This window comes from Dysgonomonas sp. 37-18 (assembly GCF_001899125.1).
GTDB lineage: Bacteria > Bacteroidota > Bacteroidia > Bacteroidales > Dysgonomonadaceae > Dysgonomonas.
The window spans coordinates 28744-45455 of record NZ_MKVC01000030.1; the positions used below are offsets into that span (position 1 = coordinate 28744).

The following is a 16712-nucleotide window of genomic DNA, read 5'->3' on the forward strand; positions in this document are numbered from 1 at the left end:
TTAAATATAAAAATGTTAACTTTATAGCCGGAATAAATAGTATGCCCTTAATCTGTTTTTCTATATATTATATAGCCCAAGTATAATAGATAGATGCAATAGATTGTACACTTTGCTTAAATAATATTAATTTAACCTTAAGAAAATGAAGAAAGTATTTATTGCAATTGTTGCTGGTATACTGAGTATAACTGCTACAGCTCAACTTGACCTTGTGAAGTATGTAAATACCCTGCAAGGAACCAATTCGGAACATGCCCTTACAAGAGGGAATACTTATCCTACTACTGCGCTGCCGTTTGGAATGCATACATGGTCCCCGCAAACAGGGGAGAATGGAAGCGGATGGAAGTATCAGTATAAAAAAGATTCCATCAGGGGCTTTCAACAAGCTCACCAATGTAGTTCATGGACACGAGACTATTGCGTGTTTTCATTGATGCCCGTGATTGGACAACTGAAAGTAGATCAATATGACCGCGCCGCAAAATTTAGTCATGACAATGAGATCGGAAAGCCTCATTATTATAGTGTAAAGCTTGATAATGGTATAAAAGTGGAAATGTCTCCTACAGAAAGGGGAGCACATTTACGGTTTAATTATCCCGGAAAACAAAATGCATATTTAGTATTAGACGGATATATAGGTTTATCGAGTGTAAATATCGATCAGAAAAAAGGAAAGATTACAGGATATATAACAAATAGTTCTGGCAGACTATCGCAAGATTTTAAAAACTATTTCGTGATCGTCTTCGATAAGCCAATTATAGCTTATGGGACTTGGGATAACAAATCGAAGGATATAAAAAGTGGCAATAATGGTGATGCAGGAAAGGGAATCGGAGCATATGTTCAGTTTGCATCAGGAACAACAGTACAAGTTAAGGTTGCTTCATCATATATAAGCCTCGAACAGGCCGAGTTGAACCTGAGTAAAGAACTGGGAGGATATAAAAAACTAGAGGATACAAAAAATGCTGCATGGAAAATATGGAATGATCATTTGAATCGTATATTGGTAGAGGATGATTCTGAAGAAAATAAAGCAACATTTTATTCCTGTTTTTTTCGTGCAAGTCTATTTTCCCGTAAATTTTATGAAGTAGACGCTTACGGTGATTCATTCTATCGCAGTCCCAATGATATGAAGGTTTATAAAGGTTACTATTATACCGATACAGGATTTTGGGATACTTTTCGAGGACAGTTTCCTCTGACATGTATTCTCCACCCTACTATGCAAGGACGTTATATGCAGGCATTGGTAGATGCTAAAGATCAGTTCGGGTGGTTTCCTTCATGGGCCTTTCCTCACGAACAGGGCGGTATGATAGGAAATCATGGAATATCGGTTCTTGCTGATGCTTGGGCAAAAGGCATACGTACTTTCGATGCAGAGAAGGTGCTAAAAGGATATTATCATGAAATAACAAACGATGGTCCCGGTGCTCCCGCTAATGGACGTAAAGGCTGGAAAGAGTATTTCACAATAGGTTATATTCCCTATCCTGACGTAAGAGAATCTACAGCTAAAACATTAGAATATGCATACGATGATTTTTGTGGGTATCAATTGGCTAAAATGACCGGGAATGATTTCTATATGAATGTTTTTGGAAAACAAATGTATAACTATAAGAATGTTTATGATGCAGAATCCGGTTTTATGCGTGGGCGTCAAAAAGATGGGAAATGGGTTCCAAACTTTGATCCTTACGAATGGGGAGGTCCATTCACCGAAGGCTGTGCATGGCATTATCTATGGTCCGTTTTTCATGATCCGCAAGGATTGATAAACCTGATGGGGGGTGAGAAGAATTTTATCACTAAGATGGATTCGGTATTCACTGTAAGCAATAAGTTTAAGATAGGTACATATGGACGTGTAATTCATGAAATGGCAGAGATGGAAATGGCTAATCTGGGACAATATGCACATGGTAATCAGCCTATACAACATATGATTTATCTCTATAACTATGCCGGTGAACCATGGAAATCTCAATTTTGGGCTCGTGAAGTAATGAAGAAACTTTATAATGCCACAGAGGATGGATATCCCGGTGATGAAGATCAAGGTCAGACATCATCCTGGTATGTACTCAGTGCCCTGGGATTTTATAGTGTATGTCCGGGAACGGATGAGTATGTGATTGGAAGTCCTCTCTTCAGAAAGGCAACAATAACGATGGAGGATGGTAAGAAATTTATTGTTGAAGCTAATAATAACGATACACAAAATGTTTATATACAATCGGCAACATTAAATGGAAAAAGCTTTGATAAAAACTATGTTCAATATAAGGATATTATAAATGGAGGAACCTTAAAATTTGAAATGGGAAGTCAGCCGAATAAGAATAGAAATACAACAAAAGATGCCGCGCCATTTTCTTTGACAAGATAATATTTTGTTACAAATAGTAGAAAAAGATTAGGAGATATTCTAAAGAATATCTCCTTTCTTTTTGATCAGACTTGTCCTTATTCTTATTCAGTATTGTTGTCCTCAAGTTGTATGTCTCACATATAACTAAAAAAGCATATCTTTGTGTCCAGAAAACTAGAGACATAATGAATTTCCTTGCACATGCTTACCTTTCTTTCGGAGATCCTGAAATATTAGTGGGGAATATGATTGCCGATATGGTAAAAGGTAAACAGATAGAACAATATCCCGAAGGGATACAACGTGGTATACATATACACAGGCAGATAGATACTTTTACCGACAGGCATCCCATACCCTTGGATACGATGACTATCTTCAAGGAATCGGCTGGCAGATATGCCGGTCCTTTTTTAGATGTCTCTTACGATCATTTCTTAGCTCTCGACGATAGTAGCGAGCCCGGGGAAGGCTGGGAAGCATTTGCTCAGAAATGTTATGCCCAGATAGAACAAAGAGTGAAGCATCTTCCTTCTAAGTTTTGCTCAATGTATATGTATATGAAGAAAGAAGATTGGCTTTATAATTATCGCCACAGATGGCTGATAGAACGAAGCTTCGAAAGGCTGAAAAACAGAGCAAACTATCTTGATGATGATGCACCTGTGTTTGCCGACTTCGAAAAGCATTATAAAGACATACAGGAGAGCTATAAATTGTTTTTCCCTCAATTGAAGGCATACGTAGAGGATATATCGGGTGAAGATATATAATCCCGAGATTATGAATAATTATAGTACGAGGTGGATTCATATTACTGATCAATCTAAATTCTATTATCTTTATACACAAAATACAAACTAAACCAGATTAGGGAGTTAAATTAGATATATACTTAATATTTTGCAAATACTATATAATATATGAAAATACTTTTGATAGGAGAATATAGCCGGGTACATCTTACTCTCGCCGAAGGTCTGAGAAGTATGGGGCACGAAGTTGTAGTTGCGTCAGACGGAGACGGTTTTAAGAACTATCCGAGGGATATTGATTTGTCTCGCAAAAGTTCGGGCATAATAGATACTTTGACGAGTCTGATATCTGTTCTTGGAAAATTTAAAAAGTTTAAGGGCTATGATGTTGTTCAGCTGATAAATCCATGCTTTACTACCCAGAATGTAAAGGTAAATAATTACTTGTATAAGAAGCTGAAAAAAAATAACAAGAAGGTTTTCTTAGGAGCTTTTGGCGACGACTCTTATTGGGTAAAGGCATGTCTTGGCAACGAAATATTTGATTATTCCGAGTTTTTTGTTGACGGTAAACCTATAAATGTAGACTTCAACCAACGGTTTATCGACAAATGGATAAACACCCCTCTCGAAGATTCTAACGTAATGATGGCAAATACATCCGATGGAATCGTTGCTTGCCTGTATGAGTATTATGTCGCTTATGAACCATTTTTTAAAGATAAAGTAAGATATATCCCTCTGCCTTTAAATACCTCCGAAATAGAGTTTCAGCCCATAGCAGACGAACCCGAAAAAGTAAATTTCTTTATTGGTATCAACAAGGTACGCGAGAAGTTTAAAGGGACTGATGTTATGGAACGGGCATTGGCCAGGGTAAAAGACAAATATCCGGATAGGGTGATTGTTACTCGTGTAGAATCGGTAAGCTATGATGTATATCAAAAGTTGATGTCGGAGGCACATGTTGTGCTCGATCAGCTGTATTCGCATACCCCTGCCATGAATGCGTTGCTGGCTATGGCGCAAGGTAAAGTACTGATAGGAGGGGGTGAGCCTTATATTTACGACCTATACGGTGAATATGATAATAGGCCAATAATAAATGTGCACCCTACCGAAGATGATGTCTTCGAGAAGCTGGAATGGATAGTATTGAATAAAAAACAAATTCCCGAAATATCAAGAAAGAGTCGTGAGTTTGTAGAAAAAAATCATGACTTCCTTACTGTTTCAAAAAAGTATCTTGATTTTTGGAAATAAAAGTATTTATAGCAGATCTTCTCTTAGCTGTAAGAAATATTATAATAAAGCGAGGATAATTCAACTCTGAATTACCCTCGCTCTCTTTATTTACTACTCACTATAAAAACCTATATGCCTAATTTATCTGCTTATCTGCTTCTGGTTGCTCTTTCTCTGTTCGAAGCCAGTCTGTAGTTTCCTCTTTCTTCAGAAGATGAACGTTTTACATTCGACTCTTTCCTGGTCTCTCTGCTGGAAGACGGTCTACTGCTAATGTTATTATTAGTTCTTTCAGTTTGTCTGTTATCGTATCTTTGTTCTTTATTATTGTTTCTTCCGTTGTTTAAGTTTCTGTCGTTGTTGCGACTTTGTTCACGTCCATTGTAATTATAATCTTTGCGGTTATTGTCTTTTTTGTTATAATTATATCTGTCATTATCTCTTCCGTTGTATTTATATTCGTTACCCCTATAGTTGTTGTGTTTGTTGCCCGAATACCATGCTACTCTGTTGTTACGGCTGTCTCTGTAGCGATTATCGCGGCTATCACGGATGATCACTTGAGAGTGGTGTCCTTTATAACGACCATAGTCTCTACAGTGTATGTGGTTGTATCTCCAAGGGTTTGCTACATTTACCAAAACTACTTTGTGCATTCCATACAAATCGTAATTGCGATAAGCATACGGTAAATAACGAGCCGAGATCCATCTTCCTCTGTCAAAATAGAAGAATAGCCCTGAATTGACATTGAAGTAACAGTTAATATCAGGCATGTAGTAATAGTCTACATAATCATATCCCACGGGTCCCCAAGCAGGTTGACGCCCTATATTGATACTAATATTTATATTTTGAGCTTCTGATGTATTGTAGAATGACGCTACACCGATCAATAAAGCGAATGCTAATAGAAACTTTTTCATGACTATATGTATTAAAAGGTGAATACTTTTTTATCTCTTTGTATCTTTGATTCGATTAATATCAGAAAGATTAATAGGCAGAGACTTGTTTAACGTTAATTAACGAGGGGTTTCTTTTGTTATGCTGTGTAAATGTCTTATTTTTAATTTGTTGTTTGTGTTTTGTGGATAAGTGAGCTGTCTGCGTTTGTATATTAAAAAACCAAATAAGCAAGATTGGATAACCCTTCATTTTATCATATTTCCGTTATTTGTAGTGCCAATTAATTATTAATAAAACAAGAACTATTATGCATCAGAAATTTTGCCAAAGTTGTGGTATGCCTCTTAATGTGAATGAAGATTTCGGAAATAATGCCGACAACAGTAAGAACGAAGATTATTGTCGCTATTGCTTTACTGATGGTAAGTTTACAGAAGAGTTTACGATGGACGAAATGATTGTGCATTGTGCTCAGTTTGTAGATGAATTTAATAAAGACTCGGAGCAAAAGATGACAAAAGAACAAGCTATAGAACAAATGAAAATGTATTTTCCAAAGCTGAAGCGTTGGGCGCAGGCATAATTACTATTAATGAAGGAAACTACCCAAAGCGAATACGATAAAGCGGTAAACAATGTAGTTGACTATATCGATCGTCATCTTTTTGAAGTACCTGATATAAAAAGGTTGTCTGAGATAGCTAATATCTCCGAATATCATTTTCATCGTATATTTAAAGCTATAATTGGTGAAAATATAGGTGAGTATATCAATCGCCTTCGCTTAGAATATATTGCAGAACACTTGCAGATGACAAAGCATACGTTGAGCGAAATCGCCGTGAAAACCGGCTATGGAACAAAGTATGCTTTGTCAAAAGCATTCAAGAAGCATTTTGGTATTTCTCCTTCAGCCTTTCGTATGCAGGAAGAAGATGCGTCCAATTTTTTTAGAAAAGCTGAAAGAGTGACCATCTCCCTTGTTCCTGAAATAAGGAAAATCTCCTCCAAACAGGTTGTATATATTCGTATAATAGATAGCTACGGTGCTGCGGAATCATATACAATCGCATGGAAGAAACTGGGACAGTTTGCAAAAGAGAACAATCTGGTGAATGATAAAACTGAGTTTATAGGACTCAGTTTCGATAATCCAACCATAACACATCCTCAAAATTGTAGATTCTATGCTTGTTTTACCCTAGATAGAGAAGTGAGACCTCAGGGAGCTTTCGGTTTACAAAAGATAAGTGGGGGGATGTATGCTGTTTTTACGCTTAAAGGTTCATATAGCGGATTGCTGGATATGTATTATAATATCTACCTCAGGTGGTTACCGCAAAGTGGCTATAAATTGCGAGGGGGATATGCATTTGAGAAATATCTGAATAGTCCGAACAATGTTTCGGAGGATGATATATTGACCGAAATATACATCCCCATTTCTAAGTTGGAAAATTTTGATCAGCCACTATCTTTGTAATTGCTACTTTAGGGAGGTATAAACTAACCAAATCAAATTCAATTAGACTCTCCATCCCGAACCTCCCCAAAGGGGAGGTACTTGCTCTCAGAATGATGAGTTTTGATTCACTTTACAATTTATAGTTCTTCTGTAGAAGAATCAACGGTCGATGACCGAAGAAAGTTAAGGAAGGAAGTCGAATAAATAAAAAAACAAAAAAAATCACTGTTAAAATCCATTGGTAACCGGAAGTCCGCAAGAAGCAGGAGTTCCTCTCAGAATGTCGGTACGACTAGTGATTAATAAATCGAATAATCAACATCATTCAGATTGCGTTCACCCCAATACCTTTGGATATGTAAAGGTATGGAGAATCGAAAAGTATGCTGTTTCATATTTACAAAAAGTACTGTTTCATATTTACAAATTCGGCTATACTTACAGCCTCTTTTATAGCGCAGATCAAATAATCGACTAGAAAATAAGATTATAGACAGAAGGCTCGATTGCCAGCTATTTTTATAATTATTACTTTTACAACAAGGGGAGTTAGAACCTTTATTTTTGAAAAATATGAATATAATCAAGCTTACAGAAGAAAATTTATTAACAGAACATATTTGTTGTGCAATTAGTAGTAAGTCTACAGCCAAAGGAGTTGAAGCCAAGAAAGAGTGGTTGAGTAAACGGTTTAAGGATGGTTTGAGATTTATAAAGTTCGATGTAAAAGGGAAGGTATTTATAGAGTATATTCCTGCAGAGAATGCTTGGGTTCCTGTCGATGCGGAAGGCTATATTTTTATCAATTGTTTTTGGGTATCCGGCTCGTTTAAGGGAAAAGGATACGGAAAACGTTTGTTGGCAGAGTGTGAAGAGGATGCCCGTTCACAGGGTTACAAAGGTGTAGTGTTGATCGTTGGAAACAAAAAGAAACCTTTCTTGTCGGACAAAGCTTTTATGCTGCATGATGGATATGAGGTGTGTGATACTTGTGACCCTTATTTTGAATTGATGGTAAAAAACTTCGATCAAAGAACAACAACGCCTTCTTTTAAGCAATCAGCAAAGTCCGGGATGGGAGACGGCGTAAGAGGTATCGATATTTTTTATACAGAGCAATGCCCTTTTACTGTTCCTTACATAAAATTGTTAGAGCCTATAATTCAAGCTTCAAGCTATCCTGTAAGGTGTCATCGGATAGAAACAAAGGAAGCTGCTCAAAATCATTTTTCGCCTGTAACAACTTATAGCCTGTTTGTGGATGGCAAATTTTATACAAACGAAATATTGACTGCGGATAAGTTAAATAAGTTGATTGAAACGGTAAGAGGTTGATTATATATTCGTTGTTTTCTGCCTAATTATGATATTTGTCTTACTTCTAATTGTAAAGTTAAGATTATCAGTTCTCAAAGGGGATGTGTTAATGTAAAAGCATGAGGGTGAAAATGGAGGAGGCTTTCCTCTGTATGAAATATATTTGTTCTATTTTCAAAAAAAGCATTATTTTTGTGTCATCATTAACAGAAATTTTAGAATACACAGTGCCTAAACAAACCAATAAAACTAAAACAACAATTAAATTATGAGGAAATTAGCATTTATTTTATTTACAATAACTACGGTTTTTGCCTTAACCTCTTGTGGTAGTGATGATAAAAAAGAACAAGTGTTTTTTAATGGTGATTGTAAACAATCTGTTGTACTGGAATCTGGTCCGGCAAATTCGTCAATAACAACAAGTGAAGTTTCGGCTACCCTTGATGATATGTTAAAGGGTGCAACTGGTTATGGCTCTCCGGTTTCAACCGGCGAATTCCATGTAAATGGAGCTAATACAGTTGTGAAAATAACAGGTCTTCCAGATAATACTGTTCTGAAAAACTTTAGTTTAGAAATCAATGGTCTTAAGAATGACTTTGGGGATATTCCTGTTACTCATACCAATCTTTATACAGGCAACTCCACCTACTTCCAAAAGGTATTTGATAAAATGATTAAAGATAAGAAGCTCTCAACGAAAGCGACATTTACCCCAACCGAGAAAACATCTTCCGATGTAAAATTAGAAATAGTATTGTCGGGAAGATTTTCATACTGGGCAAAGAAATAAAATACTGATTTAGTGAATTACAAAAGAGGGCTATTCTACAGAATAGCCCTCTTTGTGTATTGTTGTAAATCTTTATTGAGACTTGTATATATTTTCAAAATCCTCGTTAAGCTCGTTCAGAAAATACAATGTGCTTTTACTTGTATTCACTTTCAACTCTTGGAAGCCATCACTTGCTTTTATTGCATCGTTCGTAATAAAGTCTTCTGCTCTGATTATACGCGTAAGGAGATTGCCTTTTCCTGAATTTTCATACAGATAAGAGATGTCTGTAATTTCCAGTACACATTTATCCTGAAATAAGAACCCGTTTACACGGTAACGCATAATCATTTTTTCACGCACTCCTTTCGAGTCGGCAGGTAGTAATAATTCTATCCTCGATTTTGCTATAAATTCGTGATTCTGATAACCATATCGTATACTGGATATAAAAGGGTCTTTCCCGTACTTTGTTCCGGCCCAATCTTTTAGTATCTTATAATTATCTTCTATGGATAAGTTCGGTTTTGCCGGAATTTCCTTTATAAACGTCACTTTCCCTTCAAATACAGGGATAGACGTAAATTTCTGACCTTGCTTTATTACTTGAGCAAAACATGCGGCAGAAATGAGACTACATACGATATAAATCAAAAACTTTTTCATCATTTTATCTTTTTTGATTTATACAAATATATGAATATATTTTTAACTTAAACCCTTGATCGGAATTATCCTGTAATCAAGACTCTATTGTAGTCAGATAGTTCTTCAATGTATTCGAATACATTTCCAGCATTTTATCCCATACAAAGTCGTAGTCGATATAATCGAGGTCTATTTTCTTTATTTGCTTATCCAGATAGTCTTTAAACTCTTCCAGTTGTTCGGATGTATATTTGTCCTCAAACCTTGTTTCTTTATAGAAGAGATCATAGGCTATGTAGTTGCACGGAAATATTTCATAATTGCGGTGTATTTCCTTATCTATTATCTGGGCTGCAATTTCGGGTTGCAATCGTTTGTCGGGTTCTGTGATTTTATCCAACTCATCATTGATGCAGTTGCCAAAGCGAAATACTACATTGCCTTTCTTACCTAAAATGCCGATTTCCATGTTTAGAAGGTCGTCACGCTGAGTTTTTTTGAAATCAGGATTGTCTCTCTTTTGTTGAAACTCTTTTGCTTTCAGATAATCGCAAGGGTCGTATTCGTATGATATGGATAGCGGAATAAGATTCAGCTCCTTAAGACTTTCGATAAAAGATTTGTCTTCGGGATATAGAGCTAGCATTTTTAATAAACTGTCTTGAGTGCGGTCGTCCGAGTTTTTAGCTCGTCCTTCACGTTGAGCAATCCATACCGATTCTTTTTTCTCAGAAATGGCATAGTGTATATATTCAGACATATGTTTTGACGCTATCAATCTTTCTTTTATAGATAGTCCACGTCTTACAATAAAACTCTTGTTGAGGCGCACAAGCTTGTCTATCCAAGGGTGGATAAGCAGATTGTCACCTATTGCTATTTCTGTGGTCTCAAAGCCTTTCTCGTGGCGCAGAATGTTTAGCAACCCGGCATCGAGTACAATATCTCTGTGGTTTGATAAGAAAAGATGCTCTACCGACCGGTCGATACTCTCCCAGTTGTCGAGCTTCATGCTCGATGATACTCTCATACCCAATGCTTTTATCACAGGGTATATCATACGGCTTTGAAATTCTTTTTTTGTTGCATATTTAGACATTTCGGCAGAAAACTCAGCCCAATCTATTTCGGGCATAATATATTTTACTGCGTGCTGAAAACCGGGGTCAACCAGTATGTCCTGAATGGCTTGCTTCACCTCGTGGTCGTAGAGAGGCGCTATATCGTCAAATTTGCTACTCATGGTATCAATTTACATTAAATTCGTTTTCTATAATCTCTGTTAAGACTTCAGTGATATTTAAGCCCGCAGCAGCTATCTGTTGAGGGATAAAGCTGGTCTGAGTCATGCCCGGAACGGTATTTACTTCTAATAAGTAAGGCTTATTATCTGAAATGATAAAGTCAACTCTGATAATGCCTTTCGCTCCTACCAAATCATATATTTTACGAGTTAATCGTTGTATCTCTTCTGTTATTTCCTGTGATATCCTTGCCGGAGTTATTTCTTCAACCTGTCCTTCGTATTTAGCATCATAGTCAAAAAAATCATTCGATGTAACTACTTCTGTCAAAGGAAAAACAACCTCTTTGTTTTTTGTTTTGTAACAGCCGCATGTAACTTCTGTTCCCTTGATAAAGCTTTCGATAATCACATCCGGTGTTTCGCCGAATGCCACGTCAATTGCTTTTTGTAGTTGATCAACGGACTTTACTTTAGTTGTTGCAAAACTTGAACCACCTGTATTCGGCTTTACAAACATGGGTAAGCCCAATTTTTCGGTGATATTATTTATATCGTACTTAGAATCCTTATTCAAATATAATGAATCGGCAACTCTTATCCCAAAGTTTCGAAGAAAATTGTTGCACACAAACTTATTCATTGTTAGCGACGATGCCATCATGCCGCATGTGGAGTAGGGGATGTCAAGCATATCAAAGTACGCTTGCAAGTGACCGTCTTCTCCGGGCGTTCCGTGTATGATGATAAACGCAAAGTCTATTTTAATCTTTTCTTTTCCCGGTGTATGGAAGGTAAAGTCGTTTTTGTCAACAGGAAGTGTTTCTCCATCGATCTCAACAGTCCACCCTTCTTTAACGATTTTTACTTTATACAGATTGTATTTATCCTTGTCCAAAAAAGAATAAACACCAGCCATGCTTTTTGCTGAGACGATAACTTCGGAGGAATAGCCTCCCCATACAATGGCTATATTACGTTTCATTTTATACGAATGATTATATATTTATTAAATGTCTCTATATGCTATATATCCACGCCATTTCTCCACCAGCTGAGCCATGTCGTCGGGTAGTGGAGCTTCGAACATCAATTCTTGACCTGTTCGCGGATGTACAAACCCTAATGTCTGAGCATGAAGCGCCTGCCTTGGGCAGATATTAAAGCAATTTTGTACAAACTGTTTATATTTAGCAAAATTAGTTCCCTTTAATATTTCATTTCCGCCATACCGTTCGTCGTTAAATAAGGTATACCCGATGTGCTTCATGTGTACGCGTATCTGGTGGGTACGCCCTGTTTCGAGCCTACACTGAATGAGTGTGACGTAGCCCAGTCGTTCCAATACCTTATAGTGCGTAACGGCATGTTTGCCGTAGTCTGCTTCGGGGAATACAGTCATCAGCATACGATTTTTTAGGCTGCGACCAATATTGGCCTCTATGCGTCCTTCGTCATCAGTGATATTACCCCAGACTAAGGCTATATATTGTCTTTTTGTTGTCTTATTGAAAAATTGGGCTGACAAATGCGTTTTTGCATAAGCATTTTTAGCCACAAGTATAAGTCCCGATGTGTCTTTGTCGATCCGGTGCACAATACCCAATCGAGGATCTTTCGAGTCGTATTCCGGCGTATCTTTCAATCGGTATGCGATAGCATTTACCATTGTGCCCTGATAATTGCCAAATCCCGGATGCACAACAAGACCCGGAGGTTTGTTTATCACCATTAGGTCTTCATCTTCATATACTACATCTAATGGGATGTCCTCGGGTATAATTTCCAATTCCCGTGGGGGGCGATTCATAACCACCGATATGACATCGAGCGGCTTGATTCTGTAGTTGGATTTTACCGGAGTATTATTTACTAATATGCAGTCTGCTTCGGCTGCTTGTTGTATGCGGTTGCGCGAAACTCCAACTATATGCATAGCCAGATATTTATCAACGCGTATCATACCCTGACCTTTATCGGCTACAAAGCGATAGTGTTCAAATAACTCGGAATTCTGATCTTCTACAAGTTCGTCTTCCGAAAGGTCATCTATTTCATCAAATGAATCGTCGATCATTATTCAAAAAAAGATTTTTCGATGTCTTGTGAGTCAGATTGTTCAGATATACTGTCTCCCTCACTTACATCACCTCCGGCTCCTACGGTCATTACCAGCGGAGATCCTTTTGGTATTTTCTGATTCGGTGTTAGCTGTTTTCCTCTATACGAAATAGATATAACTAACCCTTTATAAGCGGCAGGTACTTCCTGTATGGTTATTTTGTTAAAGCCTAAAGACGCTAACTGAGCTTCGGCTTGCCTTCTCGAATAGTCTTTTAGCTCGGGAACAGATACCAGTTGCACACCTTTAGCTTTTATAACTAAAAATACGGTACGTCCTTTTTTAACTTTCGATTGCTCTTTCGGGATCTGTTCGATAATAGATCCGGGAGCACCTTCCGCCTGGAAAATGGAATCACTGATCTCGTATCTCAAATCCGATGACTCCAGTATTCCTGCTGCATCTTGTACTTGCAGTCCTTTTACGGTAGGAACAGTGATGGACTCATTATGCTTGGTATAAAAATTGAGAAGAAACAATACGATTATAACCAGTCCTACAAAGGCCCCGATCATCATCAGTACATTCTTCACATAGATATTTTTTAATAACCTAAATATGATATTCTCTTTCTTCATGTATGGCTATCCTTATCAAACGACGGTACAAAAATATTAAAAAAATACTTCTTTCATTTGTTTTACCTTACTTATTTAAGTTATAATAAGATAAATGAGAAGGATAATTGATTTCGCTTCAATTATCCTTCTCATCTATAATAGTATATAATAAGTTTCGATTATTCGGATTTAGATATAGGAATCTGGCGTTTTACTCCCTGACTCAAAGAAATCATAGTTTCTGTAGCTACAACTCCCGGAATGTCTTGGATTTTGTTGTTCAGCAAGTCCATCAAGTGCTCGTTATCCTTTGCATACAACTTGATCAGAATGGTGTATGGGCCCGTTGTAAAATGAGATTCTACAATTTCAGGAATCTTATCTAATTCAGGAATTACCGTTTTGTACATTGAGCCTCTTTCGAGTTTTACTCCTATATATGTACAAGTGTTGTAACCAAGAACTTTAGGATTAACAAAATATCCGGAACCTACGATTACATCCATCTCGATCATGCGTTGTACACGCTGATGGATTGCGGCACGTGAAACACCACATTCAAGAGCTACATCCTTAAATGGAATTCTTGCATTCTGGGATATAATCTCTAGAATCTTTTTATCAAGTTTGTCAATTTTTTGCATAATATGAGCGTTTTATCGTTATTATATCTCAAATATATGATATTTTTTACAATCTGTATGCTTTTTGCTCAATAATTTACTGAACTTGTGCCAAATTATTATTTAAATCCGTTGTTTTAACTTATTTTCTGACAATGTCAGATTATTGTTTCGGATTGATCTCAAGCAATTCAACTTCGAAAATAAGAGTTGAAAAAGGTTTGATTCTGTCTCCGCTACCTTGTGCACCGTAAGCAAGATCGTAAGGGATATAAAGAATCCATTTTGATCCTACAGGCATCAACTGTAAAGCTTCAGTCCATCCTTTGATAACGCGGTTAGCGTTGAATGTGATTGGCTCTTTACCTTCGTTGCTGTCAAATACAGTACCGTCTAGAAGTGTACCTTTGTAGTTCACTTTTACCATATCTGCTGCAGCTGGTTTAGCTCCTGTTCCTTCTTTTACAACTTTGTATTGCAATCCGCTAGGTAGAGCAACAACACCTTCTTTTGTTTTGTTTTCAGCAAGGAATTTTTCACCTTCAGCAATTACTCCTGCATTTGCTTTCTTCAATTCTTCTTCTTCTCTTGCTTGAGCTTTAGCCTGAGCTTCCTGCATTTTTGCATTGAATACTGTAGATGGTTCAGCAACTGCAAATTTACCTTGTTTCATAGCTGTAGCCATTGCAGCAAGGAATGCATCGCTGTTTAGTTTTTCTTTCGAATTAGGACCATATATTTGTTGTATGATACCAGGCATCATTTGTTTTGATATCTGACCTCCAACTGATACACCGGCCATATAAGCAGCTTTTGATTCAGGTGCATTTAAAGATTCTTTTAGTCCGTTTAAGAACTCAGAGATGTTTCTTGCGTTTGATTTTACTACAGAATCCATTTTAGCTTTCATCTCTTTTTCCAATGCTGTCTTTTTCTGAGCATCAGTTTCTGCGCTTATTTTGCTAAGATATCCGGCTTTGATGCTTGTAGTATCGCCTATAATACCTAGTTGTTGTAGATGCATAGACAATCCTTGCTCGTAAAGGCTAGCACCAAAAGCGTAAGAAATAGTATCGAGATCGGTCTTTAATGGAACGTTTGTAGAAACATTTCCACCACAAGATGTAAATAATGCTCCGAAAGCTACGATAGCCGAAAGAGCCACAACTTGAATTTTTTTCATTTTTTAAACTGAATTATTATTTGACAATATCTAAAATTTCCACTTCGAAAATTAAAGTTGAATTAGGTTCGATCGATTGTCCTGCTCCTGCTTTGCCATAAGCAAGATCAGAAGGGATAAATAATTTCCATTTCGAACCTACAGGCATTAATTGAAGGGCTTCTACCCATCCCGGTATTACCTGATTAACACCAAATGTGGCAGGCTGTCCGCGTTTTACAGAACTATCGAATACTGTGCCATCGATAAGCGTACCGTGATAATGACACTTAACCTGATCTGTAAGAGCCGGTTTAGGGCCATCACCTTTTTTAAGTATTTCGTATTGTAGTCCACTCGGAAGAGTTACTACACCTGCTTTGTTTTTGTTGATAGATAGAAATTCTTCACCCGCTTTGAGGTTAATTTCCAATTTCTCGTCTTGTAATTTGGTGAAATAGTCGTTAATCACTTGTTTAACTTCTTCATAATCCATGTCAGTGTCTCCTCCGTTGATTACATCCTTCATTCCTTTAAGGAAAGAGTCGAAATCAACTTTGTTGATACCTGAGCTAAGGAAGTTATTTCCGATGCTTAAACCTAGAGCGTAACTAATTTTATCCATATTCTTTTCGTTTTATATCAGTCTTGTATGTCAAAGAAGTATTATTTCATGATATGACTGAATGTTTATTTAAATTTGCCAACAAAAGTAATTCTTTTCATGGGACTTTAATAAAATTTACCCCTGAAAAAACTATATTTGTATATGCTACTTACATTTTTTTAATAGTTTATGAGACATATTGTTGTATTAACCGGCGCAGGGATGAGTGCAGAGAGTGGCATTGCCACTTTTAGAGACTCGGGAGGACTGTGGGAACAATACTCTATCGAAGATGTTGCCACTCCTGAAGGATTCAGCCGAAACCCTCAACTGGTACTTGATTTTTATAATGCTCGACGCAAGGCTGCTTTTGAGGCTAATCCCAATAAAGGACACGTAGGATTAATGGAGATGGAAAAAGATTATAAAGTGTCCATTATAACGCAGAATGTAGATGAACTGCATGAGAGAGCAGGCAGCACAAATGTTTTACATCTTCATGGGGAATTGAGTAAAGTGCGTTCGACGGTCGATCCTTCGTTGATTTATACCTTGACTCCTGATAATTGTGAGATTCACCTTGGAGACAAGTGTGAAAAAGGCTCACAGCTTCGTCCTCACATTGTTTGGTTTGGAGAGGCTGTGCCCATGATAGAAAAAGCAATGAAAATTGTAGAAACGGCCGATATCTTTGTTGTGATAGGTACATCGATGAATGTATATCCTGCCGCTGGCTTGCTTAATTATGTGCATGCGGGTGTGCCTGTCTATCTGATCGACCCGAAAGAAGTGAATGTGCATCAGCCCGGAATACACTTTATAAAGAAGGGTGCTTCTGAGGGTGTGGCTGAACTTCGTGATATCCTTAAATTTCAAAATCAGTAAA

General features: G+C 37.1%; 17 protein-coding genes. 8 read left to right on the forward strand and 9 right to left on the reverse strand.

Annotation, left to right across the window (positions count from 1 at the left end; genetic code table 11):
- Nucleotides 1-145 precede the first annotated feature (145 nt).
- The 3 genes from BGO84_RS10970 to BGO84_RS10980 all read left to right on the forward strand — a co-directional run bounded on the left by BGO84_RS10970 (nt 146) and on the right by BGO84_RS10980 (nt 4410).
- Nucleotides 146-2410, forward strand: a complete 2265-nt coding sequence (locus BGO84_RS10970) for a GH92 family glycosyl hydrolase (RefSeq protein WP_291029203.1) — start codon at nt 146-148, stop codon at nt 2408-2410.
- Between the two features lie 167 nt (nt 2411-2577).
- The gene (locus tag BGO84_RS10975; RefSeq protein ID WP_291029205.1) at nt 2578-3165 is read left to right on the forward strand and encodes an ACP phosphodiesterase; all 588 of its coding nucleotides are present in this window, start codon (nt 2578-2580) and stop codon (nt 3163-3165) included.
- A gap of 150 nt (nt 3166-3315) precedes the next feature.
- Entirely contained in the window at nt 3316-4410 is a 1095-nt protein-coding gene (locus BGO84_RS10980; RefSeq protein WP_291029207.1) for a glycosyltransferase family 1 protein, read from the forward strand.
- 131 nt (nt 4411-4541) lie between these two features.
- Here the strand turns inward: BGO84_RS10980 and BGO84_RS10985 are convergent, their stop codons facing one another.
- Nucleotides 4542-5318: a hypothetical protein gene (locus BGO84_RS10985; protein WP_283686831.1), complete on the reverse strand. Its 777-nt coding sequence runs from the start codon at nt 5316-5318 to the stop codon at nt 4542-4544.
- Between the two features lie 290 nt (nt 5319-5608).
- On the opposite strand from BGO84_RS10985, the gene BGO84_RS10990 reads away from it, so the two are divergent.
- From BGO84_RS10990 to BGO84_RS11005, 4 genes are all read left to right on the forward strand, one after another.
- Entirely contained in the window at nt 5609-5884 is a 276-nt protein-coding gene (locus BGO84_RS10990) for a zinc ribbon domain-containing protein (RefSeq protein ID WP_291029209.1), read from the forward strand.
- Nucleotides 5885-5893: 9 nt separating this feature from the next.
- Nucleotides 5894-6784: an AraC family transcriptional regulator gene (locus tag BGO84_RS10995; protein ID WP_291029211.1), complete on the forward strand. Its 891-nt coding sequence runs from the start codon at nt 5894-5896 to the stop codon at nt 6782-6784.
- Nucleotides 6785-7339: 555 nt separating this feature from the next.
- The gene (locus tag BGO84_RS11000) at nt 7340-8101 is read left to right on the forward strand and encodes a GNAT family N-acetyltransferase (RefSeq protein ID WP_291029213.1); all 762 of its coding nucleotides are present in this window, start codon (nt 7340-7342) and stop codon (nt 8099-8101) included.
- A gap of 250 nt (nt 8102-8351) precedes the next feature.
- Nucleotides 8352-8879, forward strand: a complete 528-nt coding sequence (locus tag BGO84_RS11005; RefSeq protein ID WP_135103643.1) for a hypothetical protein — start codon at nt 8352-8354, stop codon at nt 8877-8879.
- A gap of 72 nt (nt 8880-8951) precedes the next feature.
- Here BGO84_RS11005 and BGO84_RS11010 read toward each other — a convergent pair whose 3' ends face one another.
- The 8 genes from BGO84_RS11010 to BGO84_RS11045 all read right to left on the reverse strand — a co-directional run bounded on the left by BGO84_RS11010 (nt 8952) and on the right by BGO84_RS11045 (nt 15844).
- A complete protein-coding gene (locus BGO84_RS11010; RefSeq protein WP_135103644.1) occupies nt 8952-9530 on the reverse strand; it encodes a hypothetical protein in 579 nt (192 codons plus the stop codon).
- Between the two features lie 73 nt (nt 9531-9603).
- Nucleotides 9604-10752, reverse strand: coding sequence for a hypothetical protein (locus BGO84_RS11015; protein WP_283686827.1), 1149 nt, complete (start codon nt 10750-10752; stop codon nt 9604-9606).
- A 4-nt stretch (nt 10753-10756) separates the two neighbouring features.
- A complete protein-coding gene (locus BGO84_RS11020; protein WP_291029215.1) occupies nt 10757-11737 on the reverse strand; it encodes a D-alanine--D-alanine ligase in 981 nt (326 codons plus the stop codon).
- Between the two features lie 24 nt (nt 11738-11761).
- The gene (locus tag BGO84_RS11025) at nt 11762-12829 is read right to left on the reverse strand and encodes an RluA family pseudouridine synthase (RefSeq protein WP_291029217.1); all 1068 of its coding nucleotides are present in this window, start codon (nt 12827-12829) and stop codon (nt 11762-11764) included.
- Nucleotides 12829-13452, reverse strand: coding sequence for a PASTA domain-containing protein (locus tag BGO84_RS11030; protein WP_291029219.1), 624 nt, complete (start codon nt 13450-13452; stop codon nt 12829-12831). Before BGO84_RS11030 ends, BGO84_RS11025 begins: the two co-directional genes overlap by 1 nt.
- 161 nt (nt 13453-13613) lie before the next feature.
- Nucleotides 13614-14078, reverse strand: a complete 465-nt coding sequence (locus BGO84_RS11035) for an Lrp/AsnC ligand binding domain-containing protein (RefSeq protein WP_006842228.1) — start codon at nt 14076-14078, stop codon at nt 13614-13616.
- Between the two features lie 142 nt (nt 14079-14220).
- Nucleotides 14221-15240, reverse strand: a complete 1020-nt coding sequence (locus BGO84_RS11040) for an FKBP-type peptidyl-prolyl cis-trans isomerase (protein WP_135103649.1) — start codon at nt 15238-15240, stop codon at nt 14221-14223.
- 16 nt (nt 15241-15256) lie between these two features.
- On the reverse strand, nt 15257-15844 hold the full coding sequence (locus BGO84_RS11045) for an FKBP-type peptidyl-prolyl cis-trans isomerase (RefSeq protein WP_291029221.1): 588 nt from the start codon (nt 15842-15844) through the stop codon (nt 15257-15259).
- 171 nt (nt 15845-16015) lie between these two features.
- On the opposite strand from BGO84_RS11045, the gene BGO84_RS11050 reads away from it, so the two are divergent.
- Nucleotides 16016-16711, forward strand: a complete 696-nt coding sequence (locus tag BGO84_RS11050; RefSeq protein ID WP_291029223.1) for an NAD-dependent deacylase — start codon at nt 16016-16018, stop codon at nt 16709-16711.
- Nucleotide 16712: the final 1 nt, after the last annotated feature.

Coding starts and splice junctions, on each gene's coding strand:
- BGO84_RS10970 (WP_291029203.1), top strand. CDS start 146: ATGAAGAAAGTATTTATTGCAATTGTTGCTGGTATACTGAGTATAACT.
- BGO84_RS10975 (WP_291029205.1), top strand. CDS start 2,578: ATGAATTTCCTTGCACATGCTTACCTTTCTTTCGGAGATCCTGAAATA.
- BGO84_RS10980 (WP_291029207.1), top strand. CDS start 3,316: ATGAAAATACTTTTGATAGGAGAATATAGCCGGGTACATCTTACTCTC.
- BGO84_RS10985 (WP_283686831.1), bottom strand. CDS start 5,318: ATGAAAAAGTTTCTATTAGCATTCGCTTTATTGATCGGTGTAGCGTCA.
- BGO84_RS10990 (WP_291029209.1), top strand. CDS start 5,609: ATGCATCAGAAATTTTGCCAAAGTTGTGGTATGCCTCTTAATGTGAAT.
- BGO84_RS10995 (WP_291029211.1), top strand. CDS start 5,894: ATGAAGGAAACTACCCAAAGCGAATACGATAAAGCGGTAAACAATGTA.
- BGO84_RS11000 (WP_291029213.1), top strand. CDS start 7,340: ATGAATATAATCAAGCTTACAGAAGAAAATTTATTAACAGAACATATT.
- BGO84_RS11005 (WP_135103643.1), top strand. CDS start 8,352: ATGAGGAAATTAGCATTTATTTTATTTACAATAACTACGGTTTTTGCC.
- BGO84_RS11010 (WP_135103644.1), bottom strand. CDS start 9,530: ATGATGAAAAAGTTTTTGATTTATATCGTATGTAGTCTCATTTCTGCC.
- BGO84_RS11015 (WP_283686827.1), bottom strand. CDS start 10,752: ATGAGTAGCAAATTTGACGATATAGCGCCTCTCTACGACCACGAGGTG.
- BGO84_RS11020 (WP_291029215.1), bottom strand. CDS start 11,737: ATGAAACGTAATATAGCCATTGTATGGGGAGGCTATTCCTCCGAAGTT.
- BGO84_RS11025 (WP_291029217.1), bottom strand. CDS start 12,829: ATGATCGACGATTCATTTGATGAAATAGATGACCTTTCGGAAGACGAA.
- BGO84_RS11030 (WP_291029219.1), bottom strand. CDS start 13,452: ATGAAGAAAGAGAATATCATATTTAGGTTATTAAAAAATATCTATGTG.
- BGO84_RS11035 (WP_006842228.1), bottom strand. CDS start 14,078: ATGCAAAAAATTGACAAACTTGATAAAAAGATTCTAGAGATTATATCC.
- BGO84_RS11040 (WP_135103649.1), bottom strand. CDS start 15,240: ATGAAAAAAATTCAAGTTGTGGCTCTTTCGGCTATCGTAGCTTTCGGA.
- BGO84_RS11045 (WP_291029221.1), bottom strand. CDS start 15,844: ATGGATAAAATTAGTTACGCTCTAGGTTTAAGCATCGGAAATAACTTC.
- BGO84_RS11050 (WP_291029223.1), top strand. CDS start 16,016: ATGAGACATATTGTTGTATTAACCGGCGCAGGGATGAGTGCAGAGAGT.